This window comes from Phaeobacter sp. JH20_02, assembly GCF_048056915.1.
GTDB lineage: Bacteria > Pseudomonadota > Alphaproteobacteria > Rhodobacterales > Rhodobacteraceae > Phaeobacter > Phaeobacter bryozoorum.
The window spans coordinates 52,481-69,519 of sequence record NZ_JAYMVP010000028.1 but is presented as its reverse complement, the minus strand read 5'-3'; the positions used below and the strand labels follow the sequence as shown (position 1 = coordinate 69,519).

Annotated in this window: 29 protein-coding genes; 22 read left to right on the top strand and 7 right to left on the bottom strand. The window is 56.6% G+C overall.

What is annotated here, in order from left to right:
- Positions 1-123 precede the first annotated feature (123 nt).
- The 3 genes from VWY34_RS14335 to VWY34_RS14325 all read right to left on the bottom strand — a co-directional run bounded on the left by VWY34_RS14335 (position 124) and on the right by VWY34_RS14325 (position 1,155).
- Complete coding sequence (locus VWY34_RS14335; RefSeq protein ID WP_416551495.1) at positions 124-351, bottom strand: hypothetical protein; 228 nt, start codon at positions 349-351, stop codon at positions 124-126.
- Positions 348-629, bottom strand: coding sequence for a hypothetical protein (locus tag VWY34_RS14330; RefSeq protein WP_416551497.1), 282 nt, complete (start codon positions 627-629; stop codon positions 348-350). The genes VWY34_RS14335 and VWY34_RS14330 overlap by 4 nt, the downstream gene beginning before the upstream one ends.
- A 244-nt stretch (positions 630-873) precedes the next feature.
- Entirely contained in the window at positions 874-1,155 is a 282-nt protein-coding gene (locus VWY34_RS14325; RefSeq protein ID WP_416558557.1) for a helix-turn-helix domain-containing protein, read from the bottom strand.
- Positions 1,156-1,243: 88 nt separating this feature from the next.
- Between VWY34_RS14325 and VWY34_RS14320 the strand changes: the two genes are divergently transcribed.
- From VWY34_RS14320 to VWY34_RS14275, 10 genes are all read left to right on the top strand, one after another.
- Positions 1,244-1,459, top strand: coding sequence for a helix-turn-helix domain-containing protein (locus tag VWY34_RS14320; RefSeq protein WP_416551501.1), 216 nt, complete (start codon positions 1,244-1,246; stop codon positions 1,457-1,459).
- 63 nt (positions 1,460-1,522) lie between these two features.
- Positions 1,523-1,948 (top strand): hypothetical protein, encoded by a 426-nt coding sequence (locus VWY34_RS14315; RefSeq protein ID WP_416551503.1) that lies wholly within the window; start codon positions 1,523-1,525, stop codon positions 1,946-1,948.
- A 9-nt stretch (positions 1,949-1,957) separates the two neighbouring features.
- Complete coding sequence (locus tag VWY34_RS14310; protein ID WP_416551505.1) at positions 1,958-2,470, top strand: hypothetical protein; 513 nt, start codon at positions 1,958-1,960, stop codon at positions 2,468-2,470.
- Positions 2,467-2,652: a hypothetical protein gene (locus tag VWY34_RS14305; protein ID WP_416551507.1), complete on the top strand. Its 186-nt coding sequence runs from the start codon at positions 2,467-2,469 to the stop codon at positions 2,650-2,652. The genes VWY34_RS14310 and VWY34_RS14305 overlap by 4 nt, the downstream gene beginning before the upstream one ends.
- Positions 2,649-3,173 (top strand): hypothetical protein, encoded by a 525-nt coding sequence (locus tag VWY34_RS14300; RefSeq protein ID WP_416551509.1) that lies wholly within the window; start codon positions 2,649-2,651, stop codon positions 3,171-3,173. Before VWY34_RS14305 ends, VWY34_RS14300 begins: the two co-directional genes overlap by 4 nt.
- Entirely contained in the window at positions 3,173-3,505 is a 333-nt protein-coding gene (locus VWY34_RS14295; protein ID WP_416551511.1) for a hypothetical protein, read from the top strand. The genes VWY34_RS14300 and VWY34_RS14295 overlap by 1 nt, the downstream gene beginning before the upstream one ends.
- A 49-nt stretch (positions 3,506-3,554) precedes the next feature.
- Positions 3,555-4,454, top strand: a complete 900-nt coding sequence (locus VWY34_RS14290) for a hypothetical protein (protein WP_416551513.1) — start codon at positions 3,555-3,557, stop codon at positions 4,452-4,454.
- Positions 4,451-5,869 (top strand): DnaB-like helicase C-terminal domain-containing protein, encoded by a 1,419-nt coding sequence (locus VWY34_RS14285; protein WP_416551515.1) that lies wholly within the window; start codon positions 4,451-4,453, stop codon positions 5,867-5,869. Before VWY34_RS14290 ends, VWY34_RS14285 begins: the two co-directional genes overlap by 4 nt.
- Positions 5,869-6,075 (top strand): hypothetical protein, encoded by a 207-nt coding sequence (locus tag VWY34_RS14280; RefSeq protein WP_317959832.1) that lies wholly within the window; start codon positions 5,869-5,871, stop codon positions 6,073-6,075. Before VWY34_RS14285 ends, VWY34_RS14280 begins: the two co-directional genes overlap by 1 nt.
- The gene (locus VWY34_RS14275; protein ID WP_317959833.1) at positions 6,065-6,556 is read left to right on the top strand and encodes a helix-turn-helix domain-containing protein; all 492 of its coding nucleotides are present in this window, start codon (positions 6,065-6,067) and stop codon (positions 6,554-6,556) included. Before VWY34_RS14280 ends, VWY34_RS14275 begins: the two co-directional genes overlap by 11 nt.
- Here VWY34_RS14275 and VWY34_RS14270 read toward each other — a convergent pair whose 3' ends face one another.
- The 4 genes from VWY34_RS14270 to VWY34_RS14255 all read right to left on the bottom strand — a co-directional run bounded on the left by VWY34_RS14270 (position 6,557) and on the right by VWY34_RS14255 (position 8,255).
- A complete protein-coding gene (locus VWY34_RS14270) occupies positions 6,557-6,877 on the bottom strand; it encodes a hypothetical protein (RefSeq protein WP_416551518.1) in 321 nt (106 codons plus the stop codon). It lies immediately after the preceding gene.
- Positions 6,877-7,068 (bottom strand): hypothetical protein, encoded by a 192-nt coding sequence (locus VWY34_RS14265; RefSeq protein WP_416551520.1) that lies wholly within the window; start codon positions 7,066-7,068, stop codon positions 6,877-6,879. Before VWY34_RS14265 ends, VWY34_RS14270 begins: the two co-directional genes overlap by 1 nt.
- Positions 7,065-7,349: a hypothetical protein gene (locus tag VWY34_RS14260; RefSeq protein ID WP_416551522.1), complete on the bottom strand. Its 285-nt coding sequence runs from the start codon at positions 7,347-7,349 to the stop codon at positions 7,065-7,067. Before VWY34_RS14260 ends, VWY34_RS14265 begins: the two co-directional genes overlap by 4 nt.
- An 81-nt stretch (positions 7,350-7,430) precedes the next feature.
- On the bottom strand, positions 7,431-8,255 hold the full coding sequence (locus VWY34_RS14255; protein ID WP_416551524.1) for a DUF4942 domain-containing protein: 825 nt from the start codon (positions 8,253-8,255) through the stop codon (positions 7,431-7,433).
- 383 nt (positions 8,256-8,638) lie between these two features.
- On the opposite strand from VWY34_RS14255, the gene VWY34_RS14250 reads away from it, so the two are divergent.
- The 12 genes from VWY34_RS14250 to VWY34_RS14195 all read left to right on the top strand — a co-directional run bounded on the left by VWY34_RS14250 (position 8,639) and on the right by VWY34_RS14195 (position 16,948).
- Positions 8,639-8,848 carry a hypothetical protein gene (locus VWY34_RS14250; RefSeq protein ID WP_416551526.1) on the top strand — a complete coding sequence of 70 codons (210 nt, stop codon included), beginning with the start codon at positions 8,639-8,641 and terminating at the stop codon, positions 8,846-8,848.
- An 8-nt stretch (positions 8,849-8,856) separates the two neighbouring features.
- Entirely contained in the window at positions 8,857-9,033 is a 177-nt protein-coding gene (locus tag VWY34_RS14245) for a hypothetical protein (protein ID WP_416551528.1), read from the top strand.
- Positions 9,034-9,467: 434 nt separating this feature from the next.
- Positions 9,468-9,758, top strand: coding sequence for a hypothetical protein (locus VWY34_RS14240; RefSeq protein WP_416558556.1), 291 nt, complete (start codon positions 9,468-9,470; stop codon positions 9,756-9,758).
- Between the two features lie 293 nt (positions 9,759-10,051).
- Positions 10,052-10,444: a ribbon-helix-helix domain-containing protein gene (locus VWY34_RS14235; protein WP_416558555.1), complete on the top strand. Its 393-nt coding sequence runs from the start codon at positions 10,052-10,054 to the stop codon at positions 10,442-10,444.
- A gap of 65 nt (positions 10,445-10,509) precedes the next feature.
- Positions 10,510-12,030: a hypothetical protein gene (locus tag VWY34_RS14230; protein ID WP_416551534.1), complete on the top strand. Its 1,521-nt coding sequence runs from the start codon at positions 10,510-10,512 to the stop codon at positions 12,028-12,030.
- Entirely contained in the window at positions 12,017-12,454 is a 438-nt protein-coding gene (locus VWY34_RS14225) for a hypothetical protein (protein ID WP_416551536.1), read from the top strand. Before VWY34_RS14230 ends, VWY34_RS14225 begins: the two co-directional genes overlap by 14 nt.
- A gap of 182 nt (positions 12,455-12,636) precedes the next feature.
- On the top strand, positions 12,637-14,151 hold the full coding sequence (locus tag VWY34_RS14220) for a portal protein (protein WP_416551538.1): 1,515 nt from the start codon (positions 12,637-12,639) through the stop codon (positions 14,149-14,151).
- Positions 14,126-14,464: a hypothetical protein gene (locus VWY34_RS14215; protein WP_416551540.1), complete on the top strand. Its 339-nt coding sequence runs from the start codon at positions 14,126-14,128 to the stop codon at positions 14,462-14,464. The genes VWY34_RS14220 and VWY34_RS14215 overlap by 26 nt, the downstream gene beginning before the upstream one ends.
- Positions 14,391-15,152: a hypothetical protein gene (locus VWY34_RS14210; RefSeq protein ID WP_416551542.1), complete on the top strand. Its 762-nt coding sequence runs from the start codon at positions 14,391-14,393 to the stop codon at positions 15,150-15,152. Before VWY34_RS14215 ends, VWY34_RS14210 begins: the two co-directional genes overlap by 74 nt.
- 15 nt (positions 15,153-15,167) lie before the next feature.
- Positions 15,168-16,142 carry a major capsid protein gene (locus VWY34_RS14205; protein WP_416551544.1) on the top strand — a complete coding sequence of 325 codons (975 nt, stop codon included), beginning with the start codon at positions 15,168-15,170 and terminating at the stop codon, positions 16,140-16,142.
- Between the two features lie 11 nt (positions 16,143-16,153).
- Positions 16,154-16,585, top strand: coding sequence for a hypothetical protein (locus VWY34_RS14200; protein ID WP_416551546.1), 432 nt, complete (start codon positions 16,154-16,156; stop codon positions 16,583-16,585).
- Between the two features lie 3 nt (positions 16,586-16,588).
- On the top strand, positions 16,589-16,948 hold the full coding sequence (locus VWY34_RS14195) for a hypothetical protein (protein WP_416551548.1): 360 nt from the start codon (positions 16,589-16,591) through the stop codon (positions 16,946-16,948).
- Positions 16,949-17,039 lie beyond the last annotated feature (91 nt).

Below are 17,039 nucleotides of genomic sequence, written 5' to 3'. Positions count from 1 at the left end.
TCGTCCTCGCAAAAGAAAGGTGGCGGGCGGCAAAAGTGCCGTTCCGTGAGTGGGTGGCGAACCGCCCGCCGAGTTGCGCGCTAAGAGGCAGGGATGGGGGCCCTCGGGTAGCGCGGGGAGTGATTAGAAAGGTGGGGCCAGGATCAGCAGGCCAACAGCGAGGCCAGCGCAGAAAGCGAGAGCACTCCAAGCGACGGTATCGCCAACGTCTTTGATCTTCTCGTAGCGGCGCTCTGACCGGATGCCCGACTGAAATCCGTCGATGTAGCCAGCCTGTTCAGCCAGTTCGATGGCCTCTGGGCCTGCCGCCAGTTGACGGGCTTGCTCGATGATTGAGGTGTGAGCGCTCATGCCGTTGCCTCCCGCATCAGGTCATCTGCAATAGCGATGGCCTCACGTTCACGTTCAATGGCGCCGGGTTCCAGAGCGTCCAGAAGCTGACCGATCGCGCATGAGCAGGAAACGGAGACGTGCTTTTCCGCAAACGGGTAGCCGATCATCCGGTGGCCGTTGCCCTCGTAGGTCAGGCCAGTGTCTTGGCAGTGTGGGCAGAGGCAGTCCTCAACCAGCGGACCATTGGTCACCGCCAGTACAGGGCTGCCTCCGTTGTCTTTGGTTGTGTTCGCCATGCTTCACCTCGTGTGTTGAGGTCAAGTTAGTATTCATTTTGAACACCGTCAAGAAAAAAGTATTCAAATAGAATACGTGCGTTATGGTTTCCGAGTTCTATCTGTAGATGAAATGAATTTACCCTGGGGATTCTTATGACTGAGTGTGAGAAAATTGACTTGCTCTTGAGGGCGTTACAGCGAGGCTTGCCGCTGGAGCGTGTCTACCGAATATTGCTGGCGGGCAACTGCACTCAGAAGCCCCCTAGAGATTGATTCTGAACTTTTCGGGTAGGTTTGTCTCCTGACCTGCGATCAAGTATTCCATAGGAACACCATAGATCACAAAAATATTGTAGATCTGATCGACGGTTAACATCCGGTTTCCTTTTTCGACCTGTGAGTAGTTGGATTTTGATATGCCGATCGACTCGGCAAAATCCTTACCCGACAGGCCTGTACGCTCCCGGATATAGTTCAATCGCAGTCGGAACGCGTCTCTATCGACCTGCTGTAACTTGCGGGGTGGTGTGGTGTGATCTGACATGTCGGCATACTGCCTTCGAGGCCCCAGATCGGTAGGCCTCAAATTGATTGGGCTTGACTGGTATTCAATTTGAAAACTATATGGAGTCATGCGTACCGTATCTGACATAATCTACAGCTTTGGCGGCCCTGCGGCCTTCGGTCGTTTTTTCGATGTCTCGAAGAGCACGGTCAACACGTGGAAGCGGAGAAACTTCTTTCCCGCAGATCGCGACGTTGAACTCGTGACAGAAGCTCAACGCAGACAAATCGACCTGTCTTATGAGCATCTTGCGAAAATGAGAAGCGATGAGGCAGCGGCTTAACTCCCGGTGTTGAACATCAAAGGTGTGTTCAGACTGAACACATTACAAGGGCGGAGTGAAGAAATGTCTGACCTTAAACTTGATCTCTTCGGGTTCCATGTCGTCGGTGTTCTCCATTGTGACGATGTGGCTGTGCGCGTCGGGTCTGGTACATCCGGCGCGCACTTCAAGTCTTTGGATTCAGCCAGAAACGCAAGTCATTCCGCTTGCGGTCTCATAGCACTCGGTGACTGTTCGGCCTTGCAGCCTCGCCTTTTCCGCTTCGTATTCAGCGATACAGGCGCGGGTGAAGGCGCGGCCCAGTTCCGTGTATCGAATTGGACATCCGTGTTCCGTTTCCTGCGGTTCAACGCACCCAGCCAGCAGCAATCCACACACTACAAATCCACGCATTCAAATCCCTCCGTTTCAAACGGGATCACTCTGCGCGGCATTTCTCAATTTCTCAAGTTTTTCAAAGGCGGGGCGCGGTGCCCTGTCGTTTCGTAGGAGGCCATGATGGCAGACGAAGGAAAGAAGGTCCGTGTCGCGATGAACGGACCGGATATCGAGCATGATCAACTGATCGGCAAGATCGCTGAGTTCAACGCCGAGGATGGGAAGCGCGCGTCCTCAGCTGGCGAAACCCGGCAGCAGATTGGGCAGTTTCTGGACAGCACGTCGCTGAATTCTAAGGCGTTCGCATGGCTGCGGCAGATCATGAAAACCAACGACAAGGCGGATGGTCAGGCCAAGGCGATGGATATCATCCGCTCTCTGAATACAGGCTTGCCGATGGTTGAAGCGTTTGTCGCGGGTCAGGGTTCGGGTGAAATGAACCTGGAAGGGCCGTCCGAGGCACCAGAAGAAGCGCCAGACAACGCACCCGCTGAACAGTCCGAGCCAGAAGACCCGGAGACGGCCGAGTTCAACGCTGAGGTCGATGAGGCCATGGGTGATGACACGGTTGTTCCGTTCGGGCAGGGCGAGGGCGAAACCCCCATCGACTTTGATCAAGGCGGCGCAGCATGAGCGGGTTCGCAACCGACAACCCGGCCCAGCGTATTGCCGCCTTGGAGAGCGCCAAGCGTTTCGAGCGTGAACAGTTTGCCCGGATGAAAGCACGTCAGGTTGAGAAGGATCTGTTCTCGGCCCTGTCAACCAAGGCCAAGCTGCTCAGCACCACCGCGATCCTCTCTGGTTTGGTCGCATGAAGATCCTGGCACTCGATATCGCCAGCACAACGGGTATCTGCGTCGGTTCATCCGGCGCAGACCCCAGGGCATGGTCTGTGAGTTTGGGCGAGGGGTCTCAGGGCAGACGGCTCTCCCAAGCCCTTAAGATGACGCAGGGCCTCATTGTCCACCACAAGCCTGATTTGGTGGTGGGTGAGGCGGCCATTGGGGGAAAGAACGCCTCTGCCTTCCTGATCAAACTGTTTGGCTGTGTGGAGGCCGTCTGCTGGAACCGTGGGGTCAAGTTTGAGGCTGCCCATAGCGGAACAGTCCGCAAGCACTTCGTCGGCAAGGCGCTGACCACAAGAGATTTCCCCCATCTGAAGTCCGACAAGGCGAAGAAGGCGGCGATCAAGGACGTCGTGATCCGACGCTGCATGGCGATGGGCTGGGACGTCGACAATGATCCTGACGCTGCCGATGCAGCTGCCACATGGGATTGGGCCTGCGCGACGTTTTGTCGGAGCTATCAGGCAAAGCCGGTGGGGGGATTGTTCTAATGCTCCCGACACACGCGATGCAGAGAGCTTTGGAGCGGTGCCCCGGTGTCTGCCCGGGCGTCCTACTGCGCGGGTTGCACTACGCGATCCTGGAGCAGGACGAGGCCGTGGCGCGGTTTGTGGGAACGATCCGGGGCGATCAGTTCCTGAGCATTTATTTCTTCCAGCTTCCTGACGGGCGCACGCGATACGCCCTCGGGGTCACGCCAACAGGTTTCGTGGTGACAATCCTGAAGCCGGGCGGGGAAGTCTGGACCACTCAAGGCAAGAGAATTCTTGGGCAAACGGGGTTGGAAGCCCTGCCCAGGCGGAACGAGAGGAACGAGCGATGACTGACAAAAGAGCTAACCTAATCGCAGCATCGGGTATGAGGTTCTTCCAGTGAGCCGGCACAGTTTTGACCCGAAAATCGCCGGTTTGGTTGGTCTGAATGCCGCAGTGATATTTCAGAACATCATGTTCTGGTGTGAGCGCAATGCGGTGAAAGGCCGAAATGTCCGCGACGGCAATGTATGGACCTACAACAGTGTTAAGGAATTCGGCGACCTGTTTCCGTACCTGACGCCCAAACAAGTTCGTCTGGCCCTGGAAAAGCTGGAGGAAAAGCAACTTCTGGACAGCGGCAATTTCAATGCCGATGCGCGCGACCGGACGAAGTGGTATGCACTACCGAAATGCTCTGATGCATTTGCCCAATTGGTACAACTGCATTTGCCCAAAAGGGCAGAGACAATTGCCCCTGAGGGCGAACCATTACCAGATATAAAACCAGATATAAAACAAACCCCCAAACCCCCAGGGGGGGCTGATGATCTTTTCTCAGCAGAGAATGAAACGGATCAGAAAGCCGAAACGCCGAAGGCTAAGAACGATCTGGCAGATATCGATTCAGCGTTTGACGAATTCTGGGGAGAGATCTGGCCAAGCCACGCGCGAAAGGCGGGCAAGGCTGATTGCCTCAAGGTCTACCGGCAGGCCTGTACGGGCAAGCACCCGAAGGCTGAGAAGATATCGCCCCGCGCGCTGAACGAGGCTACCAAGGCCTACATCGCCTCGGTCAGGGATCCACAATTTCTGAAGGGACCGCTGCCGTGGTTGCGTCAGCCAGGGTGGGAGCCGTTTGTGCGCGCTGGCGGGCAGGGGTTCCGCTGGGAGGATCTGAGCGCAGCCCAGCAGAACGCGCTGTCGGATGGCCGCTGTCCACCCTCGTTGACGGAAAACGGGGCGCCTGATGAGGTGGCCGCTTATTGGCTTTCCAAGTTTCGGAAGGCGGCGGGATGAACCAGCAGAATAACGAGATATCGGCGGTTCAGTCGATCGAGGCAGAGCAGCAGCTCTTGGGCGCATTGCTGGCGAACAATGACCGGTTCCACGAGATCAGCGGTATCACCAAGCAAGAGCATTTCGCGGACCCTGTTCATGCCGATATCTGGCAGAATTTTGCTGGCAGGATGGAAGGCGATCACATCGTGACGCCCACTACCTTGGCCGCAGATATGGTCTATCACGACGGATTTGCGGAGCTGGGCGGCGCAGCTTACCTGCGAAGCCTCATGGGGGCTTCTGTCGGTGGCTTTGCGGTCAAGGAATACGCGCTGATGCTGTCCGAGATGCATCAACGTCGGACTATGGCTGGCCGGTTTGACGAGCTATCGGGTGATCTGCGGAGTGGCCGCTCCGCAAACGACGTGGCATCCGAAGTGGAACTGCTGCTGATGGACCGGGCGGAGACGTCAGCTGATCCACGCACCATGTCGTTTTCCAAGGCCCAGATGCGTTCCATCGACCAACTGCACGAGATCAAGAAGGGCAACCTGATTGGCGTTCCAACGGGTCTCCGCGCGCTTGACGACAAGGTGACACTGGCCCCCAAGCGCTACACGATCCTGGGAGGGCAAACCTCGATGGGTAAGACCGCGCTGGCGCTGCATATCGCGCATTCAGCGGCGAAAGAGGGTTATGGCGTCGGGTTTGTCACTTTGGAAATGCCTGAAGAGGATCTGTGCAACCGGATCAACAGCATCGAGAGCGGCCTGAACTACGACACCTACGACAAACCAATGTCTCAGGCCTCTTTCGACAAGGTGGTTGAGGCAGCGGTGAAGCTGCAAGGCCTGCCTCTCGAAATATTCTCTGGCCGGGTGCGCGATGTGCCGGCCGTCCTGTCAGAGGGTAAAAAGCTGAAGCACAAATGGCAGCCTGAGGGCAAGTTTCGTGGCTTCAAGCTGCTGATCATCGACTACATCCAGCTGATGCGCGGACGTGAGAAAACCAGCTTTGAGCGCCTTTCTCAGATCGCGAACGACCTCAAAAACGTGGCCAAACAATTGGATGTGCATGTGCTGGCGCTGGCACAGGTGGACCGGACGTTGGGCAAGCTGGAGAAATGGGACAAATGGTCGGACGCGCGGCCCAGTCTGGCCCATTTGCGGGGTTCCGGTGATCTGGAAAACGCGCCTGACAATGTGCTGTTCGTCTTCCGGCCTCAATATTTCCTGACACCCCCACGTTGCACACCGCCCAAAGATCCATCCGACCGGGCGGATTGGGAGGAAGAATATGCGCAGTGGAAGGACATGGCGGAAATCATCATCGGCAAGGCCCGGATGGGCGAGATCGGCAGCGTCAAAGTCGCCTGCGATATGGGCACCAACCGGTTCTGGGATCTGGATGACGGGCAGGAGAGGATGTTCTGATGTTCGCTGAAGCAAACCGCATCAAGGAACGCCTGAGCGCCTGCACAACTGTGGAGGAGGTCGAGCGTGTGGCCGAGGAGGAGCGCGCGGCGGTCATGGCGATGCAGGGCAAAGGTGGCAATCAAGGCGCCATGTTCTACCACATCATCAACCTCAAGAAATACATGATCAACGAGATCAAGCGAGCGGGTCAGGATGGACACTAAGTTTCTGAAAGCGCTGGAAGAAGCGGGTTGGCATATCGAGACCGTCACCGAGGACCACGCGATATGCAAGTGTCCCTCTCAGGGCTGCGGGCTGCGCGCCAAGTTGGCCCAGGGCAAGCCAATTCCAAGGGTGGATCCCGGCAAGCGTCGTGACCTGTTGGACCGTGATATTGCGGAATATGACGATATCCGCGAGATCCTGCGCGCGCGCCGTGAGGGGCTGGGATTGACCATTCGCGAGGTCGAGGAGGTATCAGGTATGTCGGGTGACCACCTCGCCAAGATGGAAAAAGACCAGCCGTCGAAGGTGCCTAACGCGCAGATCCTGATCGAGTGGGCGAATTCACTGGGGTTTGAGCTGGTGTTGAGACCGCGCGACCTGCCGACCTACACCCGCCGCGTGGTGGCCGAAAGCCGAGGAAAGCAAGGCCCGCGGCAAAAGCGTTTCCGGCTGGAGAACCGGCGCCGCTCCGGGCGGTGACTATTCCGTTTCGGCGTTCACAACGTCTCGGACCCGCTGCCAGTTCTGCGCGGCCAGAGCATCGGCCAGCGCCACACAAGCCCAGACCGGTGCGCCCTTGCGGCTCCATTCACCAACTGCCTGCCGGGTCAAGTCATAGCGATTGGCGAATTCAGTTTTCCAGCGCGCGGTTCCGAACAGTTGAGTTGCCATCTGGTCGAGCGCGGTAAACCTTTCCTCGGCAGTGATTTCCGTGTAATTGGTCAAGGCCTCGTTCCTTTCGTGGCAATCGCCCTGCACCCGTTCCGCCTCGAAAGAGGGGGTGCAGGGCACCTTATCCATCAAATCAGATCCAGCATATCAAGCTGTTTGGCCGAGTCGTCAAATAGGCCGACGTCGCAAGGCGCGTTGCCTCCGCTCAAGGGGCGTTCCTGGGCCCGGTGCAGCCGGTCCCGTGTGGTGATGGGCTCCACGCCGGGAAGAAGCGCCTGTGTGCCCTCCGGGGTTTCCTCGGTGTCGAAAAGTTGGGTCATTGTAGGTCGCGCTCGATGGCGGAAGAAAAGGCGGGGTTTACAGCTGGACCGCCGCAATCGGAGAGTTCAACCTGATAGCCTCGGTGGGCTTCCTTATCCATTTGAGCGAAATCCCAGCCCATCAGATCACACAGGTGCCGCAGGTCGGTCAGCACGTCGCGTACCGCCGTAGCTGCGGTGTCGTCGTCATAGGCCGGATAGATAGCTCTCAAGGCCCGTGCGGCTCTGGTTGAGTTGTCGTTGTCTTCGATCTCAGATGCAAATTCGTGCCAGTTCTTCATGTCGTCGCCTTTCGTCGTGGTGGCTTCATGGGGTTCCGTCCCATGTGATGCGCGCCCATTGCTGGGCGCGTCACAGATGGGTCAGGCGGCGCGTTGGTCAGGATGAAGGTGCATCTTGCCAAGTTTCGCGCCGTAGTGCTCGGCAAGAAGCTTGTTGGCATCGCGGGTCGTGTTCTTGTTGATGAACCACACATGAACGTTGCCATTTTGAAACCAGCGGAGCCGGAAGAACTCGGTTTCAACCTCGGTTTCGCCATCCTTCATAGCCTTGGCGGCAACGTCAGCTGCGTTAAGGGACCATTCTTTACCGGCCAGACAGTGAAAGGTGCGGTCAAGGTCGCCAAGTTGGCTCCGTCGGTCGTTGTAGGTGCAGTATTGCCAGCTTGCGCGCCCACTCCACCATGAAACCGCGCCGGTCATGACGCAGCGTCCGCCAATCTTGAACCCGTCGTGACTGCGGAAGTCGCGGGGAAGCGCTTCAAACACATCAATCAGACCCTGCCGGAATATCTCCCCTGCGCGGCCTCGCATATCTTCGAAGGTGGCAATCGCTGCCTCCAGTGTGAACTCTGGCGGATCTTCGGACAGTTGCTTACGCAGATCTGCTTTTTGGTTCGCGCTCATCAGGTCGCGAAGCTCGGTTTTGTCCATAAGGTGATCCCATGCACCAGCGTCCAAGCTTTTCCGGTAGCTCTCAACCGACGTATCGCTGCTGTATCCGCTGCGGTTAATCGTGGTGGTGATAGTCGGCAGCCTGTGGCTCTCTTGGTTCAGTGTGGTAATCAGGGTGTTGATTTCCCGTGCCTCTCTCAGCAGCGCCTCATAGCGCCTTAGTGCGCGATCCCGGATCCCGACAAGCTGGGTAATGGTAGCGCGTGGCGCGATATCTGTGTTGACGGTGGTCATTTGGCTTTTCCTCTCGTGGTTCAGATTGAGGCGAGTTCCGGTCGCCTCCGATGCACTCAATATAGGAAAGAGGGATTGCGCAATCAACCCCAATAAGGAAATTAAACGGACTATATAGGGTTGCAAAAGGAAAAGAAGTTTCCTAGATTGAGGTCATGCCGGGACGGAACCCCGGCACCACCAACACGAAAGGAAAACAGACCTATGGCAATCACTCGCAATACAACCCGTTGTAAGGTCGCAAGCCTTCTGAACCGAGCGGGGGAAATGCGCCGCTACCAGATCGGCCGCCCGATCCTCTCATATGCTGAACGCGTCGAAATCTGCCACCTGCTGCGCCGCGCGCGCGAACTGAACCGCGATTTGAGCAGGGGGATGATCTGATGCCCAGCCCGTACAACACCGCCGCCGCCTTCGCCGTTCATATCGAAGAGCAGGGGCAGAGCTTCCGCGTATACCTGCAACGGAACACCATCTGCGGGGCCAGCTTCGCCATGCACAAAAGCCGCCGGATTAGCTGCCACGCCGTGGCCGCTGCCTATGCCGACGAACTGGCGGAAACTCATGGCGGCTTGGCCGTCGTGCATCACTGAGGTATGATATGACTGATCAAGCAATGAATGGCGACGATTTGGAAAACGCAGAGACACAAGCGCGGATTGCCAAGCTGATGGCGGAAACCGCCAAAATCAACCGCGAAACGGTGCTTTACCCGCTGGTCGTGGGGGCCTCGATCACGCTTGCTATTGTGGCCGTGGTCAAGATCTTCCTGACCTGACACACACCAACAGCAAGACACCACAGGGGGCCGCAAGGCCCCTTTCTCTTTGCCCAGGGTAAGGATTGGGCGCGGCAAATGGTGATCAGCCCATCTGGCCCGATGCAGGGCGGGTCTCCTCGCTATGTCCCTGCTGTCCGCGCTCTCCGGTATCATCAACACCCCCACACACCACGTCAACACCTCCACAAGTGCATAGGGCGCAGCCCTTCCCCTGTGGATACCCTCACCACATGAACACACCCGCACCAATCGACAAGGCCACCAAAGAGCCAGTAACTCCCGTGCAACGCCGCAGGGTCACTAAAAGAACCCGTGAAGTCCTCTCCATGCGGATAAGAAAAGGATACACATGGGCCGAATGCGCGGAGCGCTCGGGTATGGCCCTGTCCTCTATCTTCAAAGCAATCAAGCAACCTCACGTCCGTGCGCTCATGCTCACAATGAAACAAGAATACGTTCAAGAGGTTGAAGAACTCGAAAAGATACACAAAGCCAGAGCCTTAGAGGTCGCAAGGGAACTTTTGGACACCAGCAAGTCAGACGCTGTAAGGGCGAGAATGGTGGAGTTTCTCAGGGGCGAGAGCAAAGGAAACGCCGTAAATGTGGCAGTTCAGGTCAATAATCAGGCTCCGACCGGCTACGAATACGCCCGCCCAGATCAGGAAGTGGTTGTAATACGGGCCGGAGGAGATACCCAATCCCCCGCAGAAGATGGCGAATAGCTATATAAATAAAGGCAATGCGAACCTTTGGTTACTCGCGCCGATGAGTACCAGCCAAGTTTCTGCACCTGCACAGGGGGCATGATGGTCAGACAGGATCGGGGCGGGGGGCGTTGTTTATAAGGGGGTGGGGGGTAAAAACGCGCGCGCGAAATGCTGTAGTCCACCCCCTCTCACGCGGCCCACTCTTGTTTGGTGCTTGTAATACAATGGGGCTGCAAACTGTATTACACGGTGCATCTGTAATACAAAAACTGATCCTTACAGCTGGGTTTGTAATACACCTTGGAGGTTTGGACATGCCCACGAAAATTTTTTCATTTCGCCTGGACGAGGAATTGATTGCGGAGGTCGATCGTCGTTTTCCGAAGCGTGGTGAGCGGACCGAGTTTGTTGCGGATGCGGTGGCTGAAAAGCTGGGATTGGATACTCCGGTGAAGGCAAAAATGCCGCCGATTGCGAAACGTGCTGTGGCACCGAAACCTGAGAAGTCCCCAAAGGGTGCGGATATGTTGCGGCCGGATGCTGTGGTGTTGCTGGCGGCGTTGCGGAAGAAGTCGATGACCTCGCGCCAGGCTAAGGCTGAGATGGGTTGGCTTGGGCTGCGATATGAGAATGCTGAGCGGGTTTTGCTGTCGGAAGGATCGGCTGCGGTGGTGAATGGGGTTGTGGTTCCGACAGGCTGAACTTGCGGGTGCATCTGAGAGGCTTGCGTGAAGGGTGATCTTCCCTCCTGACCAAAGGAGGGATCATGCTACGGGTCACAGAGCGCGGCAATTTCTTATACGAGCCTGATGGAGCGGTCCTGAATGAGTTCTTCTGGAACCGGGACCGCTTTTGTAATGTGCAGGGCCCGATTGGATCCGGCACTTCCACGGCTTCTTGCCACAAGATCTGGGCGCTGGCCTGTGAGCAAGAGCCTGATTACGACAATGTGCGCCGTACGCGCTGGATCATCACCCGCGAGACTTACAAGGAATTGCGGGAAACCACGGTGAAGACATGGCTGGATTGGTTTCCCGAGGATATCTGGGGCCAGTTCATTCGATCGGAACCGATGAACCACCATCTGCGCCGCGATCATCCTTCCAATGACGGCACCAAAGTGGACTGCGAGGTGATTTTCCTTGCGATCCCGGATGCAGATGTGGCCGAACAGGTCTGCGCCTCCTACGAGATCACCGGTTTTTTCAAGAACGAAGGTCAGTTCACCGAGAAAGAGGTGATTGATGAACTGCTGTCCCGTTGTGGCCGCTACCCGTCGATGAAAAACGGCGCCGGTGCGACGTGGTTTGGTGGCTGGATGGACATGAACGCCCCGGTCGAAGGCCACTGGGTGCCATACATGCGCGGTGACATTCCCCTGCCGCCTGAGATGACCGAGGATGAAGCCCGCGCCTACGAGAAACCGGAAAACTGGTCGTTCTTGGTGCAGCCGCCCGGGTTGCTGGAGAAAATGGTCGAGGGCAAGCCGGTTTATGAGCCGAACCCTCTGGCCGAAAACCAGCGATGGTTGCGCGAAACCTATATGGAGAAGATCCAAGGGAAAAAGAAAAGCTGGATTGATCGACGCGTTCTCAACAAGGTCGGCCTCCATCTTCACGGCAAGGCCGTCTACCCAACGTTTTCGGAGGTTGATCACGTCCATGACCGGGATCACGAACCGGTGCCGGGATTACCCATCATCGTAGGACTGGATGGGGGCCGGGATCCTGCGGCCGCATTTCTTCAGAACGTCAACGGCTGCTGGCGGGTACTATCAGAGCTGATCGGTGACAACGAGAGCGCCGCACTCTTTGCCCCCCGCGTTCGCCGCCATCTCTCTCAGAAATATCCCGGCATGGGTGCCGAGTTCTGGGGGGATCCGCGGATGCTGGATCGAACTCAGGCCAGTGAGATCACCGCGGGCGACGTATTCTTCAATCTGGGAATGGAAATCCTGCCGTCGACCTCGGACAATGATCCCGACACACGGCGATCCACCGTGGAAAGCGTCCTCGACAGGCGCAACGGATTTCTGGTGAACAAGAGCTGCCTGATGGTCAAGCGCGCGTTGGCGGGCGGTTACCACTACGCCAAAATCAAAGGGGTTGCCGGCATGTATTCACCACGGCCCGTCAAAAATGGATACTCCCACATCGCAGAGGCGGTTGAGAACGCACTGATCGGCGGCGGCGAAGGTTTCGCATTAATCCAGAACCCGACGCGCGAGAAACCTCGGCCATCCCCCGTGAAAAAGCGCAAAGTGAGCCTTCGCCGTGGACGTCGCTAAGATCTACTTCGCGTTTCACCGGCCAGCGACGTTGCGCGAACTGCTGACCGGCGCCGAGAAGTGGTCATCCGCCTTTGGCCACGTCGAGGCATTCGGGTTCACCATTGACGAAACGTGGTTCTTCTTCGACCCGGGACGGCACCTCACCAATCTCAAAATCACCCACTTGCATGACGAGGTAAATCAGCTTCTCGCCGAGCGATACCAGCGATCTTCGATCATCTACCGGATGACCTATGAGCCCGCCGAGTTCGCGGTTCCAATTCACGGTCCCATGAACTGTGTCACCCAATGTGCCGCGCTGATCGGCAAACGTGCATATACGCCAGACGGGTTTCGCCGGATTTTGCAGCAGTGCAATGCAGAGGTGATCCATGAAGTCGAACAAGGAAAATCCAGAGGATCGGAAGGCGCGCACCCGTGATCGTCGTATTTCTCTTCTGGAAAACCGCCGCGCCGCCCAGGGCACCGCTGAAGGTCTGACCACAGATCTTGGTGGCGTCTATGGCCTGCAATCCCTCTCAATGTTTGGGCGGCCCGGTACAGGCGGGACGCCGACACCCCAACCCAAGGCTGTGACCAAGCCCAACCGGGAACGGTGAACCCTTGTCAGCACAATTCAAACCGACAAAAGAATTCAGTACCCGATACGCTGCTGCCAAGAAATGGCGGGATGCAGCGCGGCCGTTGATCGAGGAGATCTACTCCTTCATCTGCCCTGGTCGTGAGAAGGACTTCTCGCGGACACCCTTCTCTGTAACTGAAGACGAGCCGGAGACCTTTATCTCTCTACCTGAAGAACTGGCGACGGACTTTGCATCTGATCTCGTCACATACTTCACGCCCTCAGAGACACGATGGACGGATTACCTTGTCACCGCGCCGGTGCCAGAGGATGCCGCAAAGCAGGTGTTGGAGTTGGTCTCAGAGCGGGAAGAGACGATCTTTGATCTGATCCAAGGCTCGAACTACAATGACATTTCACCTCAGGTTATGTTCGAGGCGAACCATGGCACCGTCGCGATGTGGGTGGAAAAGGGGCATCTCGCTCAGCCTCTGTTTGTAGAAACTGTGCCCCCTGACGAACTTCTGATTGTTCAAGGCCATCTCGGGATCTTGGACCGTTTCAGAGAGAAAATGGTTGCCGCGTCCACACTTCCCGCGTTGTTCAATGGGTGGGAAGATATTTCGTTGGAACAGCCGAAGCTGAAGGACAAGATCAAAAAGCCTGGTGCGATGTGCAAGGTGTGCTGGGGGTTCTGGGTCGACTGGGAAGATCCCGGAAACCCAAGGTGGCGATGCGAAGTGACCATTGATGGAAATCGGGTTTCACCGCCTACCGCTATCGAACTTGGCCCGCTGGCCGGGTCCTGCCCATTGCTCGTCGGGCGCTTTAATCCGCAACCAAAGCGCCCTTGGGGGCGCGGGCCTGGCTGGAAAGCACTCCCAGATATGCGGGTCTACAATGCCGTGGATGAAGCCGTGTTGGATGGGCTTGATCAATCCCTTAAGAACACGCTGATCTATGCTGACGACGGGTTCATTGATATGTCGGAGGGTGTTGAAGCAGGCCGTGCCTATCCTGCGGCAAGAGGGTTCACCAGAGAGCAGATTTTTGAACTTCAGCGCGGCGTGAACCTCGATATGGGGTTCTTCTCTGAAGACCGCCTGGAAGAGCGTCTTCGCGAGAGGTTTTACCAAGATGGCCCGCGTCAGCGCGGCGATACCCCGCCCACAGCGTCGCAGTGGATTGACGAGCGGCGCAGGGTTCAGGTGCGGATCGGAAAGCCCTCTGCACCTCTGTGGAAAGAGTTCTTTCTCCCCTTCATCCAGCGCGTTGAAAAAATCGCTGTGGATGACGGTAAGCTGGATGCCGAGCTAACCCACAACGAGGACGTCATCTCAGTTCAACCGGTTTCGCCGCTTCAAAAAGCCCAGAACCAAGACAAAGTGATGGTTTCGAAGTCAAATCTGGACACCGGATTTGCAGTCTTCGGTGAAGCGATGGGTGAGTATGTCGACGTTCCAGCAACTCTTAGGAACCATATCCGAGTTTCTGGTGATGAGTTGACTGTATTGAAGGAGGGGCCCGCAGATGGTACTACCACGCAGGATCAGTGAGCCTGGGCCGATCATCGACTACATCAACATGCTGCTTCGTCTCGGCCGCAGAGATCTTGCCAGCGAAGCCGTTCAAGCGGTTCGTGCAGTATTTCGAACCGATGAAGGTGCTATAGTTCTGGAATTGCTGGAAAAATCCACCCTAGAACGAACATTTCCTGTGGACAATGATCTAGGTGCATTGGCTGCAAGCAACGCTCAAAGTTTTATTCCTCTCGATCTTAGGAGGATCTTGAGCGATGAAATTGATGCAGCATTGGAAGCACATTCGACCGACACTGGCACCAGCCGACGAGGGCGCCCCCGCGGGTGATCCTCCGGCCGGAAACCCGCCTGCCGGTGATCCGCCAGCGGGGGCGCCCTCGTCGGCTCAACCTGACTTTTCATTCATTCCTGAACAGTTTCGCGGCGACGGCGGTCCTGACTTCGAGGGTTTCGGCGCTCATTACGAAGAGATGGCGTCCGCGCAAGCCATCCATCAGGAAGCCTTGGCCGACGTTCCTGAGGATGCCACAGGATACGAATTCGCCGTACCCGACGAAATCGACTTTGGCGAACTGGAATTGCCCGATGATTTCAAGTTCGAGCTGAAGACAGACGATCCGGATCTTGCCCCAGTTTTTGAGGAGCTGGGCGGCATGATGCACAAGCACAACCTACCCAAAAGCGCTGCCGGGGATTTGCTCAGTGTGCTGGCAAAATATCAGGCCACCGAGTTTTCCAAGATCTACTCAGCCTCGATCTCTGAACATAAATCATTGGGTCCGAGTGCTGACGCTCGCATCTCAAACATTTCCCGAGCCATCGATTCAAAACTGCCGGCCGATCAGGCCAGCGCTTTGAAAGCCGCCACTACCACCGCCGCAGGAGTCAAAGCCCTTGAGACATTGCTCCGCCCGCGCGGCCCCTCAACTACTCCCGCCCAACCAACAGGCGCAGACACCGAAAACATGTCTCCGTTTGAGCGGTTGAAAATGGCCAATCAGCAGGCCGAAAAGTAACCAGGAGACCTCTGAATGACTGTTCACACCCTTCCCGAATACGCAAAGGGGCAAGAGGATCTGAAGGTCCGCGCAACCATCGAGCTGTTTCCTGAAGCAGTCGATTTCATGGGCGTTATCCCCTTCAAATCTGCACCATCCGGCGCATATCGCTATCAGGAAGAAGCGTCCCTTCCTGAGAATATGGGCTTTCGCGCTCTGAACGAAGAACCTACCGCTGGCTACGGTCTGCTGGTTGATCGGGTAGAACAAACCTACCCAATTGCGGGCAACATTGATGTTGATCGCCGCCTGATCGCCCGTCACGGCACCGACCGTCGCTCCACTGAAGAGCGGATGCAGATCAAAAAGAAGGCGTCGATCTGGGCCAATACTTTCATGTTTGGTGACAACCAGTCGCAGCCGCGTGAGTTTACCGGCCTCAAGGCGCGCCTGCGCCCCGTTGGAACCGGTAGCGCCTCGGTAGATGGCAGCAACTACATGAGCCGTGTCGTTGCAAACTCTCAGGCTTCAGGCGGCGGCGCGCTGTCTCTCTCTCAGCTGGACCGTGCGATTGGTTTGGTCGAAGGCTGTAACGCGCTGATCATGCCAAAAGCAATCAAGGACCGCTTCCCGGCCGCCCAGCGTGACACCAATGTTGGCGGATATATTCAGGTCAAGCCGCAGGAATTTGGCGAAGAGCAGGTCTATTACCGCGGCATCCGTATTTTCACCGGATATGGCGTCTCAAAGTTTGGCGAATTCCTGCCCTTCAATGAGGTCGGGTTCGGCGGCGGCGCTGCTGCTACTTCTTCGATCTATCCGGTTCGCTTTGATGAAACGGGTGTTTGCGCCATCGAACAAAGCCCGATGGAAGTCCAAGATATGGGCCTCACCGAGGGTGGTGTCTGGTACCGGACAAACATCGAGCATGACGTCGGCATGACTGTGGAGGATCCCTTCGGCGCTCTGCGTCTCTCTTCCATCGCAAATGCGCCTATCGTGAAATAAGGAGCAGAATGATGACGATGAAAATGTTCGCAATCGACGCGGCCCCAGGTCTTATCAAGCGTGAGCTTGGTGAAGCAGCTGTAACCGCTGATGGCTATATCGGTGTTCAGTGGGACCAAGGTGGCGCGGCCGCCACGGATTTCATCTGCGTGATCAACATCGAAAGCTGCAAGGTTTCGGCAGGTAACGAATCCTATACCTATCGCCTGATTGGGTCCAACCAGGCTGATCGTTCTGACGGTGTGATCCTCGACACATTGGAACTCGGTGATGCAGGCACCGTACCGGTTGAGACCGTGGACACGGTTGCTGGAGACCAGCTGGTGATGCGCGCTCGGTCTGAGAAAAACCGGATGCAGTTCCAGTACATCGACCTGCACTTGGATGTGTCGGGAACGTCGCCGTCTATTGGGTTTGGCGCCCATATTTCGAAGGAGTTTTAAGCAATGCCCAAGATGGTCAAAATTGGCTCCAACCCCGACTGGCGCGCGAAGGGGGAAGCCGCGACCCACAGTGAACAGCGCGAGAACTTCAAAGCGATCAAGGCTGCTGGCGCCCTTGAGGTTTCATATCAAACAGCCTTGGAGAACATCCGGCAATCTGGTGGCATGTATCGGATCCTGCCCGATCAAGAGCCGCAGAAGGTGAAGGTAGAAACTGACCTGTCTGATCTTTCGATGCAGGAGCTCAAGGTCATGATGCTGAACCTGGGGGTGAAAACCCAAAAACAGATGAAGCGTTCCGAGGTGATCGAACTCATCGAGCGGAAGCTTGATGAAGTGGAGATCCTCGACGACGAGGATTGATCCTCCACTTCTGAACTCCTCCAAAGGTCAGGAGGATCATGCGAGGGGCTGCCTTTTGGTGGCCCCTTTTGCAATTGTGCATTTGGTGGCC